The 17,123-nt window shown below is 71.8% G+C and carries 14 protein-coding genes; 11 read left to right on the top strand and 3 right to left on the bottom strand.

What is annotated here, in order from left to right; all coding sequences use genetic code 11:
* Positions 1 to 34 precede the first annotated feature (34 nt).
* The 4 genes from BM236_RS10695 to mshC are packed head-to-tail and all read left to right on the top strand — an operon-like array spanning position 35 to position 3,445.
* Positions 35 to 751 (top strand): histidine phosphatase family protein, encoded by a 717-nt coding sequence (locus tag BM236_RS10695; protein WP_091123811.1) that lies wholly within the window; start codon positions 35 to 37, stop codon positions 749 to 751.
* A gap of 30 nt (positions 752 to 781) precedes the next feature.
* Positions 782 to 1,369 carry a DUF3090 domain-containing protein gene (locus tag BM236_RS10690; RefSeq protein ID WP_091123455.1) on the top strand — a complete coding sequence of 196 codons (588 nt, stop codon included), beginning with the start codon at positions 782 to 784 and terminating at the stop codon, positions 1,367 to 1,369.
* An 11-nt stretch (positions 1,370 to 1,380) separates the two neighbouring features.
* Positions 1,381 to 2,169 (top strand): SCO1664 family protein, encoded by a 789-nt coding sequence (locus BM236_RS10685; protein WP_245750267.1) that lies wholly within the window; start codon positions 1,381 to 1,383, stop codon positions 2,167 to 2,169.
* Positions 2,170 to 2,203: 34 nt separating this feature from the next.
* Positions 2,204 to 3,445 (top strand): cysteine--1-D-myo-inosityl 2-amino-2-deoxy-alpha-D-glucopyranoside ligase, encoded by a 1,242-nt coding sequence (gene mshC / locus BM236_RS10680; RefSeq protein WP_091123451.1) that lies wholly within the window; start codon positions 2,204 to 2,206, stop codon positions 3,443 to 3,445.
* A 10-nt stretch (positions 3,446 to 3,455) separates the two neighbouring features.
* On the opposite strand, the gene BM236_RS10675 is transcribed toward mshC, so the two are convergent.
* Positions 3,456 to 4,304: a PAC2 family protein gene (locus BM236_RS10675; protein ID WP_091123449.1), complete on the bottom strand. Its 849-nt coding sequence runs from the start codon at positions 4,302 to 4,304 to the stop codon at positions 3,456 to 3,458.
* Positions 4,305 to 4,486: 182 nt separating this feature from the next.
* On the opposite strand from BM236_RS10675, the gene metH reads away from it, so the two are divergent.
* From metH to BM236_RS10650, 5 genes are all read left to right on the top strand, one after another.
* Positions 4,487 to 8,233: a methionine synthase gene (gene metH, locus BM236_RS10670; RefSeq protein WP_091123445.1), complete on the top strand. Its 3,747-nt coding sequence runs from the start codon at positions 4,487 to 4,489 to the stop codon at positions 8,231 to 8,233.
* 219 nt (positions 8,234 to 8,452) lie between these two features.
* A complete protein-coding gene (locus BM236_RS10665; RefSeq protein ID WP_091123808.1) occupies positions 8,453 to 9,145 on the top strand; it encodes a response regulator transcription factor in 693 nt (230 codons plus the stop codon).
* The gene (locus tag BM236_RS10660; RefSeq protein WP_091123807.1) at positions 9,138 to 10,271 is read left to right on the top strand and encodes a sensor histidine kinase; all 1,134 of its coding nucleotides are present in this window, start codon (positions 9,138 to 9,140) and stop codon (positions 10,269 to 10,271) included. Before BM236_RS10665 ends, BM236_RS10660 begins: the two co-directional genes overlap by 8 nt.
* A complete protein-coding gene (locus BM236_RS10655; RefSeq protein ID WP_281247652.1) occupies positions 10,268 to 10,984 on the top strand; it encodes an HAD family hydrolase in 717 nt (238 codons plus the stop codon). The genes BM236_RS10660 and BM236_RS10655 overlap by 4 nt, the downstream gene beginning before the upstream one ends.
* Before the next feature lie 220 nt (positions 10,985 to 11,204).
* Positions 11,205 to 13,349 carry a DEAD/DEAH box helicase gene (locus BM236_RS10650; protein ID WP_091123440.1) on the top strand — a complete coding sequence of 715 codons (2,145 nt, stop codon included), beginning with the start codon at positions 11,205 to 11,207 and terminating at the stop codon, positions 13,347 to 13,349.
* Here BM236_RS10650 and BM236_RS10645 read toward each other — a convergent pair.
* Positions 13,346 to 13,876: a DUF1697 domain-containing protein gene (locus BM236_RS10645; protein ID WP_091123438.1), complete on the bottom strand. Its 531-nt coding sequence runs from the start codon at positions 13,874 to 13,876 to the stop codon at positions 13,346 to 13,348. The two genes, BM236_RS10650 and BM236_RS10645, sit on opposite strands and share 4 nt — an antisense overlap.
* Positions 13,873 to 14,730: a RecB family exonuclease gene (locus BM236_RS10640; RefSeq protein ID WP_091123436.1), complete on the bottom strand. Its 858-nt coding sequence runs from the start codon at positions 14,728 to 14,730 to the stop codon at positions 13,873 to 13,875. Before BM236_RS10640 ends, BM236_RS10645 begins: the two co-directional genes overlap by 4 nt.
* A 91-nt stretch (positions 14,731 to 14,821) precedes the next feature.
* Here BM236_RS10640 and BM236_RS10635 point away from each other — a divergent pair, with 91 nt between their 5' ends.
* Positions 14,822 to 15,982, top strand: coding sequence for a site-2 protease family protein (locus tag BM236_RS10635; protein WP_245750266.1), 1,161 nt, complete (start codon positions 14,822 to 14,824; stop codon positions 15,980 to 15,982).
* A gap of 113 nt (positions 15,983 to 16,095) precedes the next feature.
* Positions 16,096 to 17,037, top strand: coding sequence for a tRNA (adenine-N1)-methyltransferase (locus BM236_RS10630; protein WP_245750289.1), 942 nt, complete (start codon positions 16,096 to 16,098; stop codon positions 17,035 to 17,037).
* The last annotated feature ends 86 nt before the right edge of the window (positions 17,038 to 17,123 follow it).

The raw sequence follows: 17,123 nt of genomic DNA, 5'->3' as shown, positions 1-17,123 counted from the left end.
ATTGCACCGCGAGCCCCTGGCTACGCTGGCGCGCATGGCCACCGTGATCCTGGTCCGCCACGGCCGGACGACCGCCAACGCGTCCGGCACCCTGGCGGGTCGGCTGCCCGGCGTGAAGCTGGACGAGAAGGGCGCCGAGCAGGCTGCCAAGACGGGGGAGCGGCTCGCCGTCGTACCGCTCGCGAGCGTGGTCACCAGCCCGCTGGAGCGCTGCCGCCAGACCGCGCGGGCGATCCTCACGCACCAGACCGCGTCGCCCGAGCAGGTCTCCGAGAAGGGCCTGTCGGAGTGCGACTACGGCGAGTGGCAGGGCCGCCTGCTCAAGGACCTCGCCAAGGAGCCGCTGTGGAAGGTCGTCCAGTCACAGCCGTCGGCGGCGGTCTTCCCGGGCGGGGAGTCGCTCCAGGGCATGCAGGCCCGTGCCGTGGCGGCCGTACGCCGACTGGACGCCCGGATCGAGGCCGAGCACGGCCCCGGCGCGGTGTGGGTGGCGGTCAGCCACGGCGACATCATCAAGTCGCTGCTCGCCGACGCGCTCGGCATGCACCTCGACCTCTTCCAGCGGCTCAACGTCGACCCGGCGTCGGTCTCGATCATCCGCTACACCGCGTCGCGCCCGTTCGTGCTCGCGACCAACACCCATGACGGCGACCTGTCCTGGCTGGTGCCGCCGAAGAAGGGCCGCGCCCGCAAGCGCACCGCGAGCCCGACCGGCGATGCGGCCGTCGGCGGCGGCGCGGGCCCCTCGTAGCCCCTCGCCCGGCCCTCTAGGGTTGGTGCCATGCCGTCCGTCGTCCACAGCTTCGACCCGCCCGAGCGCTTCGTCGCGGGGACCGTCGGCGAGCCCGGCGCCCGCACGTTCTTCCTGCAGGCCCGTGCCGGTCGCCGGCTCGTGAGCGTCGCGCTCGAGAAGCAGCAGGTCTCCCTGCTCGCCGAGCGCGTCGACGAGCTGCTCGACGAGGTCACCGCGCTGGCGGAGGGCGTCGTACCCGCCGTCGCGCCCTTCGAGCTCGACGACAACGACCCGCTCGACCAGCCGATCGAGGAGGAGTTCCGCGCCGGCACGATGACGCTGTCGTGGGACCCGGGCGACGAGCGCATCGTCATCGAGGTCTTCCCGGCCGACGACGAGACCGTCGCCTTCGTGACCGAGACGGCCGAGGGCGAGCAGCAGATCGAGGTCGAGGAGCCCGAGCCCGACGAGGTGCTGATCATCCGGATCACGCCGGGCCAGGCCCGGGCCTTCGCCAAGCGGGCCCAGCAGGTGGTCTCCGCGGGCCGGCCGGACTGCCCGTTCTGCGGCGGCCCGATCGACCCGGCCGGTCACCTCTGCCCCCGCGCCAACGGCTTCAAGCGCCGGGATCCCTGAGCGGCGTCCACGTGAGCGCGGACATGGGGCAGAGGCTGCAGGAGGGTGAGCTGGTCCTGCACGGCAGGGTCATGCCCGCGTCCAACCTGACCTTCTTCGCCACCCTGTCCCTGGCCGACGGGGAGCAGATCGAGGTCGCCTACAAGCCGATCCGCGGCGAGCGCCCCCTGTGGGACTTCCCCGAGGGCAACCTCGCCCACCGCGAGACGGCCGCCTACCTCGTGTCGGAGGCCCTCGGCTGGGACATCGTCCCCGAGACCTGGCTCGGCGACGGGCCGCACGGCACCGGCATGCTGCAGCGCTGGTGCCACGTCGACGAGTCCCAGGACGCGGTGACGATCGTGCCCGAGGGGCGGGTCCCCGCCGGCTGGTGCCACGTGTTCGACGGCCTCGACGGCGACGACCGGCCCGTCTCGCTGATCCACGAGGACACCGAGCCGCTGCGTCGGATGGCGGTCTTCGACGTCGTGGTCAACAACGCCGACCGCAAGGGCGGCCACGTGCTGGCGATGCCCGGCGGCCACCGCTACGGCATCGACCACGGCATCTGCTTCCACAGCGAGCCGAAGCTGCGGACGGTGCTCTGGGGCTGGGCGGGCGAGCCCCTGACGACGCAGGAGACGGACGCCGTACGACGGGTGCGGAGCCTGCTCGACGCGGAGCTGGGCCCTGCGCTCGAGCCCTACCTGTCGGTCTGGGACATCGAGGCCATCGGTGAGCGCTGCGAGCGGTTGCTGGCCCGGGGCACGCTGCCCGAGCCCGGCCACGGCTGGCCGTCCGTCCCGTGGCCCCCGTTCTGACCTCGAAGAGCACCCCGCCAGTAGAGTTCGGCACATGCGCGCCTGGACCGATCCCGAGTTCCCGACCCTGTCCGTCACAGGCCCCGAGGTCGCGCTGCACGACACCGCGAGCGGGACGCTGGTGCCGGTCGTCCCGGCCGCCGAGGACGGCGCCGCGCGGCTCTACGTCTGCGGTATCACGCCCTACGACGCGACCCACATGGGGCACGCCGCGACCTACGTCGGCTTCGACCTGCTGATCCGCGCCTGGCGCAACGCCGGCCACCGGGTCGTCTACACCCAGAACGTCACCGACGTCGACGACCCGCTCCTCGAGCGCGCCACCAAGGTGAACGTGGACTGGGTCGAGCTGGCCGAGCGCGAGACCGAGCTGTTCCGCGCCGACATGGAGGCCCTGCGGGTGATCCCGCCGGCCCACTACACCGGCGCCGTCGAGTCCATCCCGCTGGTCATCGCCCTCATCGAGCGGCTGCAGGCCGCCGGAGCGGTCTACCGGGTCGACGAGGACCTCTACTTCTCGGTCACCGCCGATCCGGCGTTCGGCGCCGAGTCCAACCTGACCCGCGAGCAGATGCTGGAGATCTTCCCGCTGCGCGGCGGCGACCCCGACCGCGCCGGCAAGAAGGACCCGCTCGACTGCATCCTCTGGCTCGCCGAGCGCGAGGGCGAGCCGTCCTGGCCCTCACCGTGGGGTCCGGGCCGGCCGGGCTGGCACATCGAGTGCGCGGCGATCTCGCTGGAGCACCTCGGCGGCTCCTTCGACGTCCAGGGCGGCGGCTCGGACCTGGTCTTCCCGCACCACGAGATGTCGGCGGGCCACGTCCACGTCGCCGGTGAGCCGTTCGCGCGGGTCTACGCCCACGCGGGCATGGTGGCGTACGACGGCGAGAAGATGTCGAAGTCGAAGGGCAACCTCGTCTTCGTCTCGGCCCTGCGCAACAGCGAGATCGACCCGATGGCGATCCGCCTGGTGCTGCTCCGCCACCACTACCGCGCCGACTGGGAGTGGACCGACACCCTGCTCTTCGACGCGGTCGACACCGTCGCCCAGTGGCGCAAGGCGCTCTCTCTGGGCCGCGGCGCGCCCGCCGCCCCGGTCGTGGAGGACGTGCTGGAGGTGCTCGCCGCCGACCTCGACGCCCCCGCGGCCGTGGAGCTCGTCCAGGGCTGGGTCGACGCCACGCTCGGCACCGACGGCCTCGCGGACGCCAGCGACGACACCGCCGGTGCCACGATCCGCGACCTGCTGGACGCGGCGCTCGGGATCAGGCTCTGAGCCGACCCGGCTAGGAGTCCTCCTGGCGCCGCTTGAGGTAGCGCTCGAACTCCCGGGCGATCGCCTCGCCCGACGCCTCGGGCAGGTCGGTGGTGTCGCGGGCCTCTTCGAGGGCGCGGACGTACTCGGCGACGTCCTCGTCGTCCTCGGCCAGCTCGTTGACGCCCCGCTCCCACGCCTGCGAGTCCTCCGGCAGGTCGCCGAGGGGGATGGGGATCTCGAGCAGCTCCTCGAGCCGGGTCACCAGCGCGAGCGTCGCCTTCGGGCACGGCGGCTGGGCGACGTAGTGCGGCACGGCGGCCCAGTAGGAGACGGCCGGCATGTCGATCTGGGTGCACGCGTCCTGGAAGACGCCGACGATCCCGGTCGGCCCCTCGTAGGACGACATCTCGAGCTTGAGCCGGTCGACGATGTCCGGCTCCGTCGAGGTCCCCGAGACGGGGATGGGCCGGGTGTGCGGCGCGTCGGCGAGGAGCGCGCCGAGGGTGACGACGAGCGTGCCGCCCAGCTCCTCCACCACGTCGAGCAGCTCGGCGCAGAACTGGCGCCACCGCATGTTGGGCTCCAGGCCGCGGATCAGCACGACGTCGCGGTCGAGGTCCGGGGGAGAGGCGACCGCGATGCGGGTCGTCGGCCAGGTGATGCGGCGCATGCCGTGCTCGTCGCTGCCCGTGAGCGGCCGGTTGACCTGGAAGTCGTAGTAGTCCTCGGGATCGACCTCGCCGATGACGCGGGCGCTCCACACCTTCATCAGGTGGTCCACCGTCGCCGAGGCGGCGTCGGCGGCGTCGTTCCAGCCCTCGAACGCGGCGATGACCACCGGGTCCACCAGCTCGCGGGCCTGCTCGATCTCGATCACTCCTCAACCCTAGTCGCGGGTCGGGTCAGCATGTGGCCTGACCGCCGCTGCGCGAGCCGCAGCGGGTAGCATCGGTGCGCCGAGAGGCGTTGCAACGGACCCTGTCCGCCACGCTCGGCTAATGCCCCCGCCGTTGCGGTAGCAGGATCCAAGGACGCCTTCCGAACCTGGAAGGACTTGGCATGGCAGACCAGCTGCGTGAGCACCGCCCCGACGTCACCGAGGCGCTCCGCACCAGCCTGCGCGAGCGGATCATGGTCATCGACGGCGCCATGGGGACCGCGATCCAGCGCGACCGCCCGGACGAGGCCGGCTACCGCGGCGAGCGCTTCAAGGACCACCCCAGCGACCTCATCGGCAACAACGACCTGCTGACGCTGACCCAGCCGCAGATCATCGCCGACATCCACCGCGAGTACCTCGAGGCCGGCGCGGACGTCCTGGAGACGAACACGTTCAACGCCAACGCGGTCTCGCTGGCCGACTACGGCCTGGAGGAGCTCGCCTACGAGCTCAACCACGCGTCCGCGCAGCTCGCCCGCAGGATCGCCGACGAGTTCGGCACCCTCGACCGGCCGCGATACGTCGCCGGCGCGCTCGGCCCGACGACGCGGACGGCCAGCATCAGCCCCGACGTCAACGACCCGGCGGCGCGCAACGTCTCCTACGACCAGCTCGTGTCGGCGTACGAGACCGCGGCCCAGGGCCTCGTCGACGGCGGCGCCGACCTGCTCATCATCGAGACGATCTTCGACACCCTGAACGCCAAGGCGGCGATCTTCGCGGTGGAGAGCCTCTTCGAGAAGGAGGGGCGGCGCTGGCCGGTGATCATCTCCGGCACGATCACCGACGCCTCCGGCCGCACCCTGTCCGGCCAGGTCACCGAGGCGTTCTGGGACTCGGTCCGCCACGTGCGGCCGATCGCCGTCGGGCTCAACTGCGCGCTCGGCGCCAAGGAGATGCGGCCCTACATCGCCGAGATGGCCCGCATCGCCGACACGTTCGTGTCCTGCTATCCCAACGCGGGCCTCCCCAACGCCTTCGGCGAGTACGACGAGGGGCCGGCCGAGACCGCCGCCCACCTGCACGAGTTCGCCGGCGCGGGCTTCGTCAATCTCGTCGGCGGCTGCTGCGGCACGACCCCGGCGCACATCGCCGAGATCGCGAAGGCGGTGGAGGGTCTGGCCCCCCGCACGCCCAGCGAGGCCCGTCCCGGGATGCGGCTGTCCGGCCTGGAGCCGTTCACGCTCACCGAGGACAGCCTGTTCGTCAACGTCGGCGAGCGGACCAACATCACCGGCTCGGCGCGCTTCCGCAACCTCATCAAGGCCGGCGACTACGACACCGCGCTGTCCGTCGCGGCCCAGCAGGTCGAGAGCGGCGCGCAGGTCATCGACGTCAACATGGACGAGGGGATGATCGACGGCGTCGCAGCGATGGACCGCTTCCTCAAGCTGGTCGCCTCCGAGCCCGACATCAGCCGCGTACCGGTGATGATCGACTCCTCCAAGTGGGAGGTCATCGAGGCCGGTCTGCGCAACGTCCAGGGCAAACCGATCGTCAACTCGATCTCGATGAAGGAGGGCGAGGAGAGGTTCGTCGAGCACGCCCGACTGTGCCGCAAGTACGGCGCCGCCGCCGTCGTCATGGCCTTCGACGAAGACGGCCAGGCCGACACCCTCGAGCGCCGCCAGCAGATCTGCCGACGCGCCTACGGCATCCTCGTCGACAAGGTCGGCTTCCCCGCCGAGGACATCATCTTCGACCCCAACGTCTTCGCCGTGGCGACCGGCATCGAGGAGCACGCCAACTACGGCGTGGACTTCATCGAGGCGGTCCGCTGGATCAAGCAGAACCTGCCCGGTGCGAAGGTCTCGGGCGGCATCTCCAACGTGAGCTTCTCGTTCCGGGGGAACAACCCGGTCCGCGAGGCGATCCACGCGGTCTTCCTCTTCCACGCCATCCGCGCCGGCCTGGACATGGGCATCGTCAACGCGGGGGCGCTGGTCACCTACGACGAGATCGACCCCGAGCTGCGCGACGCCATCGAGGACGTCATCCTCAACCGGACCGGCGACTCGCTGGCCGCGACCGAGCGCCTGCTCGGGCTGGCCGAGAAGCACCGGGGGAGCGGCGAGCAGCAGGAGGCCGCCACCGAGGAGTGGCGCGACCTGCCGGTCGGCGAGCGGATCACCCACGCCCTCGTGAAGGGCATCGACGGCTTCGTCGAGGCCGACACCGAGGAGCTGCGCCAGGAGATCGCGGCCCGCGGCGGTCGCCCGCTCGAGGTCATCGAGGGTCCGCTGATGGACGGCATGAACGTCGTGGGCGACCTCTTCGGCGCTGGGAAGATGTTCCTCCCGCAGGTGGTCAAGAGCGCCCGCGTGATGAAGAAGGCGGTCGCCTACCTCATCCCGTTCATCGAGCAGGAGAAGCTCGACAACCCCGAGTACGCCACGGTCAAGGACACCAACGGCACCGTCGTCATGGCGACGGTCAAGGGCGACGTCCACGACATCGGGAAGAACATCGTCGGCGTCGTGCTGCAGTGCAACAACTACGAGGTGATCGACCTCGGCGTGATGGTGCCCGCGCAGAAGATCCTCGACGCCGCCGCCGAGCACCAGGCCGACATCATCGGCCTGTCCGGGCTGATCACCCCGTCGCTGGACGAGATGGTGAACTTCGCCGGCGAGATGCAGCGTGTGGGGCTCAAGATTCCGCTGCTCATCGGCGGTGCGACCACCTCCCGCGCGCACACGGCGGTCAAGATCGACCGGGCCTACGACGGACCGGTCGTGTGGGTCAAGGACGCCTCCCGCTCGGTGCCGACCGCCGCCGCCCTGCTGAGCGACGAGCGACGGCCGCTGCTGATGGCCGACGTCAAGGCCGACTACGACGCGCTCCGGGCGCGGCACGCGCAGAAGCACGAGCGGCCCCACCTGACCTTCGAGAAGGCGCGGGCCAATGCGACGCCGGTCGACTGGTCGGCGTACGTCCCCCCGGCGCCGGCGAGCCCGGGCGTGCACACGCTGACCGACTACGACCTCGCCGAGCTGCGCGAGTACATCGACTGGCAGCCGTTCTTCAACTCGTGGGAGATGAAGGGCAAGTTCCCCGACATCCTGCACAGCCCCACCCACGGCGAGGCGGCCTCCAAGCTCTACGAGGACGCACAGGCGATGCTCGACCGGGCGATCGCGGAGAAGTGGATCAGCGCCAACGCGGTCTACGGCCTCTTCCCGGCGGCCTCCACCGGCGAGGACGTCATCGTGTACGCCGACGACGACCGCTCCGCCGAGCGCGCACGGCTCTTCGCGCTGCGCCAGCAGGGCGAGCACCGCGAGGGCGTGCCGAACCGGTCCCTGGCCGACTTCGTCGCGCCGGTCGACTCCGGCCTGGCCGACCACATCGGTGCCTTCGCCGTGACCGCGGGCATCGGACTACCGGCGAAGGTCATGGAGTTCAAGGACGCCCTCGACGACTACTCGGCGATCCTGCTCGAGTCACTGGCCGACCGGCTCGCCGAGGCGTTCGCCGAGCGGCTGCACCAGCGGGTCCGCACCGAGTTCTGGGGCTACGCCGCCGACGAGGCCGGCAAGTCCAACCAGGACCTGATCGCCGAGCGCTACCAGGGCATCCGTCCGGCCCCCGGCTACCCGGCCTGCCCCGACCACACCGAGAAGCGGACGCTCTGGGAGCTCCTCGACGTCGAGGCCAAGGCCGGCATCGAGCTCACCGACGGCATGGCGATGTGGCCGGGCGCGTCGGTCTCGGGCGTCTACTACAGCCACCCGCAGTCGCAGTACTTCGTCGTCGGCCGGCTCGGCCGCGACCAGGTCGCGGACTACGCGGAGCGGAAGGGCTGGACCCTCGCCGAGGCCGAGCGCTGGCTGTCGCCGAACCTCGGCTACGACCCGGAGGACTGATCGGGCGCGGGAGTGCGACGGCGCCCAGCCCGAGGGAGAGGCCGCTGAAGGCGCTCGTGGCCTCCGCTTCGGCGACGAGCGCGTCGGAGGGCTGGCTGACGTTGACCGCGTTGCGGTCGGCCGGGTTGGCGGTCGGGGCGAGCATGCGCATGCGTGTTGCCGGCGCGCATGCGCTTTTCGATATGCCGGCGATATGCCCGGCCTGCGAGCATGGAGGCCATGCGCGTGCTGATCGTGGAGGACGAGCCCCTCATGGCGGGGGCCGTCCGCGACGGCCTGCGCCTGGAGGCGATCGCGGCCGACATCGCCGGTGACGGGGAGACCGCCTGGGAGCTGCTGAGCGTCAACTCCTACGACATCGCCATCCTCGACCGCGACATCCCCGGGCCGTCCGGTGACGAGATCGCCAGCCGAATCGTCGCCTCCGGCACCGGCCTGCCGATCCTGATGCTCACCGCCGCGGACCGGCTCGACGACAAGGCCACCGGCTTCGAGCTGGGTGCCGACGACTACCTCACCAAGCCCTTCGAGATGAGGGAGCTGGTGCTGCGTCTGCGAGCCCTCGCCCGCCGGCGCGGCCACAACCGGCCTCCGGTCAGGGAGATCGCGGGGCTGCGGGTCGACCCGTTCCGTCGGGAGGTCTACCGCGACGGGCGGTACGTCGCCCTCACCCGCAAGCAGTTCGCCGTGCTCGACGTCCTCGTCGCCGCCGAGGGCGGCGTCGTCAGCGCCGAGGAGCTCCTGGAGCGGGCCTGGGACGAGAACGCCGACCCGTTCACCAACTCCGTGCGCATCACCGTCTCCGCGCTGCGCAAGCGCCTCGGTGAGCCGTGGCTCATCACCACGGTCCCCGGCGTCGGCTATCGCATCGACACCGGTCCCGGGACAGAGGCGAGTGACCTACGTGGATAGGGCCCCGGGGCTGAGCGTCCGGCTCAAGCTCACGCTCAGCTACGCCGCCTTCCTCATGATCGCCGGCGCCGGGCTGATCGCCGTCGTCCTCGTCTTCCTGCTGCGCTACGTGCCCGACGAGGCGATCGTGACACCACCGCGCCATGCCCCCGGCCTTGGCATGCGGCCGCTCCCCGGCGACTTCGTCCCGGGCCGATCGGACCTGTGGGACGCCTTCGCGCCGAAGGCGGCCCTCATGCTGGCGCTGCTCCTGGTGGTCGGCCTGGTCGGCGGATGGATCCTCGCCGGGCGCATGCTCGCGCCGTTGCACCGCATCACCGCGGCGACCCGCAGCGCGGGCGGTGGGAGCCTCTCCCACCGGATCCGGATGCCCGGACGGAGGGACGAGTTCCGCGAGCTGGCCGACGCGTTCGACGGCATGCTGGCCCGACTCGAGGCCCACGTCGCCGAGCAGCGGCGGTTCGCCGCCAACGCCTCCCACGAGCTGCGGACCCCGCTCGCGATCACCCAGACCCTCCTCGAAGTGGCGCGCAGCGATCGGGACCGCGACACCGACGAGCTCCTCGACCGTCTCCAGACGGTCAACACGCGTGCCATCGACCTCACCGAGGCGCTGCTCCTGCTCAGCCGGGCCGACCGGCGCTCCTTCGCCCGGGAACCCGTGGACCTGTCCCTCGCGGCCGAGGAGGCCACCGAGACCCTCCTGCCGCTCGCGGAGAAGCACGGCATCAGCATCGCCACCGACGCCGAGCCGGCACCGACCCTCGGCTCTCCCGCCCTGCTGCTGCAGATGACCACGAACCTGGTCCACAACGCGATCGTCCACAACCTCCCCGAGCACGGCACGGTCCGGGTCGCCACCGGCATCCGGCCGGACGGCGTCGTCCTCACCGTCGAGAACACCGGCGAGAGGCTCGACCCGCGGCTCGTGGCCACGTTCACCGAGCCGTTCCAACGCGGCAGCGAGCGCGTCCACGCCGCCCAGGCGGGCGTGGGGCTCGGGCTCGCGATCGTCAGGAGCACCGTCGAGGCCCACGACGGGGCCTTGACGCTCGACCCCCGTCACGACGGGGGGCTGCGCGTCACCGTTAGATTGCCGACCACATCCAAGGGAGGCACGCTCTGAACACCGACCCGCCGACGCACGCTGGAGCTCCCGGGCACCCGCCCGCAGCCGTCCTGTGGGACATGGACGGCACCCTCTGCGACACCGAGCCTTACTGGATCGAGACCGAGTTCGCGATCGCGGAGCGGTTCGGCGGGGAGTGGAGTCATGCCGACGCGCTCGAGCTGGTCGGCAACGACCTGCTCGAGTCCGGGCGCTACATCAAACGCCGGATGGAGCTCGAGCTGAGCCCGGAGGAGATCGTCGACCTGCTGCTCGACGGCGTCGTGGAGCGGGTGGAGCGAGCGATCCCGTGGCGTCCGGGCGCCCGTGAGCTGCTCACCGAGCTCGGCGCCGCCGGTGTGCCGTGCGCGCTCGTCACGATGTCGTGGCAGCGCTTCGTCGCGCCGATCCTGCGCCAGCTGCCTGTCGGCACCTTCCAGGCGGTCGTCACCGGTGACCAGGTCGAGTTCGGCAAGCCGCACCCGGAACCCTACGAGACGGCCGCCGCCGCTCTCGGCGTCCCCACAGCCGACTGCCTCGCGGTCGAGGACTCCAACACCGGCGCGAAGTCGGCCGAGGCCGCCGGCTGCACCGTGCTCGTCGTCGTCAACCACGTCCCGGTCCTGGAGGGACCACGACGGGTCTTCCGAGACACGCTCTCCGGGCTGACCGTGGCCGATCTGGGGGAGATGCTGATCGGGGACGAGGACGGCTCGCCCGACGTACGGTGAGCGTGCCGGCCGCGCCGCGCCCGACAACGCGATTCCGGCCCCCTGTGCCCTACCGCCTCGGGACGGCGCTACGCTTGGCACGAGCCCGGTTGCTGCCGGGCACCTGGCGCACGAACGCCCGCGGCCCGCAGCCTGGGCCGAGCGAGGTGGCCGGCGCCGGGATCGTTCTCTCGACGCACGTGGTGCGTGTCGCCGCTCGGTGACGCAGGAGGAGTTTCGGTTGGCCGCACAGGGTCAGCGCCGGTCCAGTGGCGCAAGGACGGCGCAACGTCGTCAGGGCGGTGCTCGTCGCGCCCAGGACAACGAGGGTCTCATCCCCGTCCTCGCCAAGGCGGTGCGCGAGGTCGAGTCGGGTGTCCAGCGTGGTCGCTCCGAGCGCACCCGGTTCCAGGTCGTCGCGCTGCTGGTACGCGAGGAGCGCGCCCGGCTGAAGGCCGACCCCGACCTGAGCGAGCAGACCCGAGCGGCCGAGCTCAAGCGGCTCGACGGGATCGCCAGCATCCTCGCCCAGACCGCGGCGCGCGAGCCGTCCCTGTTCACCCTGCTGGCCGAGGACGCCGAGCAGACCGACGCGACCCGACGGCTCCGACGCGAGCTGCAGGAGGCCGCCGGGCTCGAGCCGGACCCGGCGACCGAGGAGCCGGCGCGGCAGTTCTCGTCCGTCGTACGCACCGACCGCCAGGTGGTGCCGCAGTCGGTGGCCCGGGCCCAGCTCATCACTCCGTTCATGGCGCCCGACTTCAGTGCCGCCCCGCCGCGCCTCGAGACGCGACGGCTGGCCGGCTGGGAGATGATCGGCCCGCTGCTGAACTCCTTCGAGCACCCGGCTCCCGGCGTGTCCTCCTGCATGGAGCTGCCCACCGCTCGCCCGAGCGTGCTCCTTCCGCCCGACGTCTCACTGATGGACCACCAGTCGCGACTGGTCGCCTCCGTCGCGGACGGACACCGCACCTTCCTGCTCGCCGACGAGCCCGGCCTGGGCAAGACCGCTCAGTCCCTCCTCGCCGCCCAGGCGGCGCAGGCCTATCCGCTGCTCGTCGTCGTCCCCAACGTGGTGAAGACCAACTGGGCGCGCGAGGCCCGGATCTGGACGCCGCAGCGCACGGTCAGCGTCGTGCACGGCGACGGCGCGGACGTCGACGGCTTCGCCGACATCATCGTGCTCAACTACGAGATCCTGGATCGTCACGTCGGATGGATCGGCGAGCACGGCTTCCGCGGCATGATCGTGGACGAGGCGCACTTCATCAAGAACAAGAAGTCGCAGCGCTCCCAGCACGTGCTGGAGATCGCCGAGCGGATCAGGCAGCGGGTCGCCAACCCGCTGATGATGGCGCTCACCGGCACCCCGCTCATCAACGACGTCGAGGACTTCCTCACCATCTGGCAGTTCCTCGGCTGGGTGACCGACAAGTCGCCGCGTCCCGCACTCATGGCCCGGCTGGAGGAGACGGGCATGACGCCCGCCGACTTCGGCTTCTACCCGGCCGCCCGCCGGGCGGTCGTCGACATGGGCATCGTGCGCCGTCGCAAGGTCGACGTCGCCGCCGACATCCCCGCCCGCCGCATCGCCGACCTGCCCGTCGAGCTCGACGACGCGGACGGCCGCTCGATCAGGGCCGCCGAGCGCGAGCTCGCCGCCCGCCTGGTCAAGCGCTACGACTCCGCCGTCGAGGCGCGGCGCGAGCATCGGGGCGTCGACGTGGACGGCATCGACCACGAGCTCGTCCGCCGGGTCGCGGGCTGGGAGCTCTCCGACGGCGAGGACTCGACGAAGGGTGACAACATCTTCGCGATGGTCCGCCGGATCGGGCAGGCCAAGGCCGGCCTGGCCGCCGACTACGCCGCCCAGCTGGTCCGCAGCGCCGGCAAGGTCGTCTTCTTCGCCAAGCACCTCGACGTCATGGACGCGGCCGGGGAGGTCTTCGCCAAGCGCGACATCCGCTACACCGAGATCCGTGGCGACCAGTCCGCCTCGGCGCGCACGAAGGCGATCGACTCCTTCGTCAAGGACCCCGGCGTGGGCGTCATCGTCTGCTCGCTGACCGCGGCCGGCGTCGGGATCAACCTGCAGGTCGCTTCCGACGTCGTGCTCGCCGAGCTGTCCTGGACCGACGCCGAGCAGACGCAGGCCATCGACCGCGTGCACCGGATCGGGCAGACCGAGCCGGTCACCGCCTGGCGGATCATCGCGGCGCAGACGATCGACTCCCGGATCGCCGAGCTCATCGACAGCAAGGCCGGCCTCGCCGCCGTCGCGCTCGACGGCGCCTCGGAGGAGGAGACCACGACGACCGACATCCGGCTCGAGGCGCTGGTCACCCTGCTCACCGACGCCCTCGGGGCGCGGGGCGACGCGGCCTAGGACCCGGCGAGCTCGATCAGTCTGCGCACGGTGTTGAGGTTGCGCGCGGTCGTCGGGATCCGGCCCAGGGCGCGGGCGAGCTGGGCCTCCTTGAGCTCGGCGCGGCCGGCCCCGGCGGCGTAGCGCAGATGGAGCTCGCGGCCGATCACCTGCCAGCGGTCGTTCCCGGTCGGCACGTCCGCGGCTGAGGCGATCGCCTGTTCGGTCGGCGCGGTGAGCATGAAGGAGATGTAGGAGTACTTCGGCTCCTGGACCTCGAACGGGTGCGCCGCCAGGGCGGCCACCAGCTCGTCGCGGGTGCGGGAGATCGCCTCGCGGAAGTAGCCGAACCGCTCCTCGATCGCCTTCTCCAGCGCCCGGTCGAACGCGTCCGGGTCACCGGGCACGTCGGCGACGAGGTTGCCCGAGGCGATGTAGGTCGCCGGGTCGGTGGCGCCGAGGTCGGCCGCCATCGCCTTCAGGTCGGCCATCGGCAGCTTCGCGCCGCCGACGTTGACCGCGCGGATGAGCACGACGCGTCGGCTCACGTCGTGGGCTCGGTCGCGGGGAATGGCGGGGGAGTGCCGCCGAACTCCGGGCACAGGCTCTGGTGGGCGCACCACGAGCACAGCCTGCTCGGCCGCGGCCGCCAGTCTCCCGACTCCTTCGCGGTGCTGATCGCCCGCCAGATCGCGTCGAGCTTGCGCTCGGTGGCACGCAGGTCGGCCTCGTCAGGCTCGTAGCGGAGGATCTCGCCGTTGCCGAGGTAGACCAGCTGCAGCACCGACGGCACGACGCCGCGGGTCCGCCACAGGGCCAAGGCATAGATCCTGAGCTGGAAGAGCGCCTTGGCCTCGAACATCTCGCCAGGAGCTCGGCCACTCTTGTAGTCCACGATGCGGATCTCGCCCGTCGGCGCGACGTCCACCCGGTCGATGAAGCCGCGGACCAGCAGCTTGGAGTCGAGCACCGTCTCGACGTAGAGCTCGCGGTCGGAGGGCTCGAGCCGGGTCGGGTCCTCGAGCGTGAAGTAGCGCTCCAGGACGTCGCGGCACGAGCCCAGCCAGCGGCCGAGCTCGTCCGCGTCGCCGAAGAGGTCGGCGAGCTCGGGCTCCGCCTCCTGCAGGCCCGCCCACGCCGGACCGAGGAGCCCGTGCGCGCGATCGACCGTGCGGTCGCCCGCCGGCAGGTCGAAGAGGTCCTCGAGCACCTTGTGCACGACGGTCCCTCGGACGGCGTCGACGGACGGGGGCTCGGGCAGGCGGTCGATGGTGCGGAAGCGGTAGAGCAGGGGACACGCGAGGAAGTCACCGGCCCGGCTCGGGGAGAGCGCGCCGAGCACGTCGACGCCGTCCACCGGGGTGGACAGCCTCTCGACCGGTGAGGCGCTCGTCAGGCTCATGCGCAGCACCCTAGGCGAGCCCGGGGACAGTGCTCGCCAACTCGGCCGGGGCGAGCCGGTCCCGCCCCCGGCTGTCGCGTACGCTCACAGCGTGTCGACCCCTGTCAGCCGGCCGGAGCCGGGCCCGGACCGACCATCGCGGCCACCGGGCACGCTCAAGGTCGGCACCCTCGCCGGGGCCGACGTCCTCGTCTCGAGCTCGTGGTTCCTGGTGGCGGGCATGATCGCGGTCCTGGTCGCCCCGAGGGTCGACGAGGTGACGCCCGGGCTCGGCGCGTGGAAGTACGTCGCCGGACTGGTCTTCGCCGTGATCCTCTACGGCTCGGTGCTGCTGCACGAGGCGTCGCACGCCGCCGTGGCGCGTCACTACGGCTACCCCGTCAGCTCCATCACGCTGCACTTCCTCGGCGGCGCCACCGCCATCGAGGGCGAGGCCAAGCGGCCGGTCGAGGAGTTCTGGATCGCCGTGGCCGGCCCGCTGACCTCGCTGGCCGTGGGCGGGGTCGCCCTCGCCCTGCACCCCGTCAGCCCCGACGGGCTGGTCCTGATGGCGGTCGAGGGACTCGCCGGCGCCAACCTGCTGGTCGGCATCCTCAACCTCGTGCCCGGTCTGCCGCTCGACGGCGGCCGCGTGCTGAAGTCGGCCATCTGGGGCATCACCAGCGACGTCCACCGCGGCAGCATCGTGGCCGGCTGGGTCGGGCGGGTGATGGCCCTCGGTGCGCTGCTCTGGCCGAGCTTCCAGAGCGAGGTGCTCGGCTGGCCGGTCGGCCTGGTCGACTACGTCGTCGCGTTCGTCGTGGCGATGTTCCTCTGGTCCGGCGCGAGCGCCGCGATCACGTCGGCACGCATCCGCAGCCGGCTACCGCGCCTCGTCGCACGGGACCTCGCCCGGCGTACCCTCGCCGTCCCCGACGACCTCCCGCTGGCCGAGGCGGTCCGGCGGGCCCAGGAGGCGCAGGCGGGCAGCATCGTCACCGTGACCGCCGACGGTCGCCCGGTCGGTGTCGTCAACGGGGCGGCCCTGGTCGCCACGCCCGAGGACCGTCGCCCGTGGGTCGCCACGTCGACGGTCGCGCGCACCCTCAGTGACGGCCTCGCGCTGCCTGTCGACATCGACGGCGAGGAGCTGGTCAGGGCGATCACCCGCACCCCTGCCGCGGAGTACCTCCTGGTGGAGTCCGACGGGTCGGTCTACGGCGTGCTCACGGCCTCCGACGTCGATGCGGCGTTCCGCGCCGGGGGCCGTTAGATTCCGGCGTCATGGCCGAGACCAGCGACGAAGCACGCACTCCCGCCGAGGAGCAGGGTGGGGAGCGCCGTGACGAGCGCGGTGGCGACGTCCCCCAGCAGGCATGGTCGGGCGTGCACCGCGGGCCGCTGCGGGCCGGTGAATGGGTCCGACTCACCGACGCCAAGGGCCGCAAGCACAACTTCGAGCTCGTGCCCGGGAAGCGGTTCTTCTCCAACAAGGGCCACCTCGACCACGACGACCTGATCGGCCGCGACGAGGGCTTCACGGTCACCTCGTCGGTCGGCGGGGAGTACCTCGTCTTCCGGCCACTGCTCAGCGAGTTCGTCGTCTCGATGCCGCGCGGCGCCGCGGTCGTCTACCCCAAGGACGCCGCCCAGATCGTGGCGCTCGCCGACATCTTCCCCGGCGCCCACGTCGTCGAGGCTGGCGTCGGGTCTGGCGCTCTGACCTGCTCGCTGATCCGTGCGGTCGGTCCCTACGGCTCGGTCCGCTCCTTCGAGCGGCGCGAGGAGTTCGCCGACGTCGCCCACAAGAACGTCACCCAGTTCTTCGGCACCGAGCCGCCCTCGTGGGAGCTCACCATCGGCGACCTCGCCGAGGAGCTGCCAGCCTCGGGCATCCGCTGCGACCGGCTCATCCTGGACATGCTGGCGCCGTGGGAGTGCGTCGACGCAGCGGCGAACGCCCTGCGCCCCGGCGGCATCCTCTGCGCGTACGTCGCCACGACGACGCAGCTCTCGCGTTTCGTCGAGACCGTGCGGGTCCACGGCGGCTTCACGGAGCCGCAGGCGTGGGAGTCGCTGGTCCGCGACTGGCACGTCGAGGGTCTCGCCGTGCGGCCGGGCCACAAGATGATCGGTCACACCGCCTTCCTCGTGACGGCCCGCCGGCTCGCGGCGGGGGAGCGGCCGCCCCGCAAGACGCGCCGTCCGGCGCCCGGCGCCTACGGCCCGGACTACACCGGACCCCGGCCCGCCGATGCGCCGGCCGCCGTACCCGACGAGCCTGTCGAGCCCGTCGAGCACGCAGGGAGCGACACGCCGGAGGCGTGACGCCGCCGTCGGGCGGCGCGGTCGCGACCAAAACGTGACCAACGGGCACCGGACACGGTGAGATCCGGCCTTCCGTCGCCCCCGCC

Origin of the sequence: Nocardioides terrae (assembly GCF_900112345.1) — a bacterium.
Classification (GTDB): domain Bacteria; phylum Actinomycetota; class Actinomycetes; order Propionibacteriales; family Nocardioidaceae; genus Nocardioides; species Nocardioides terrae.
Note: the sequence above shows the minus strand (reverse complement) of the source record. Positions and strands in the feature narration are given on the sequence as shown.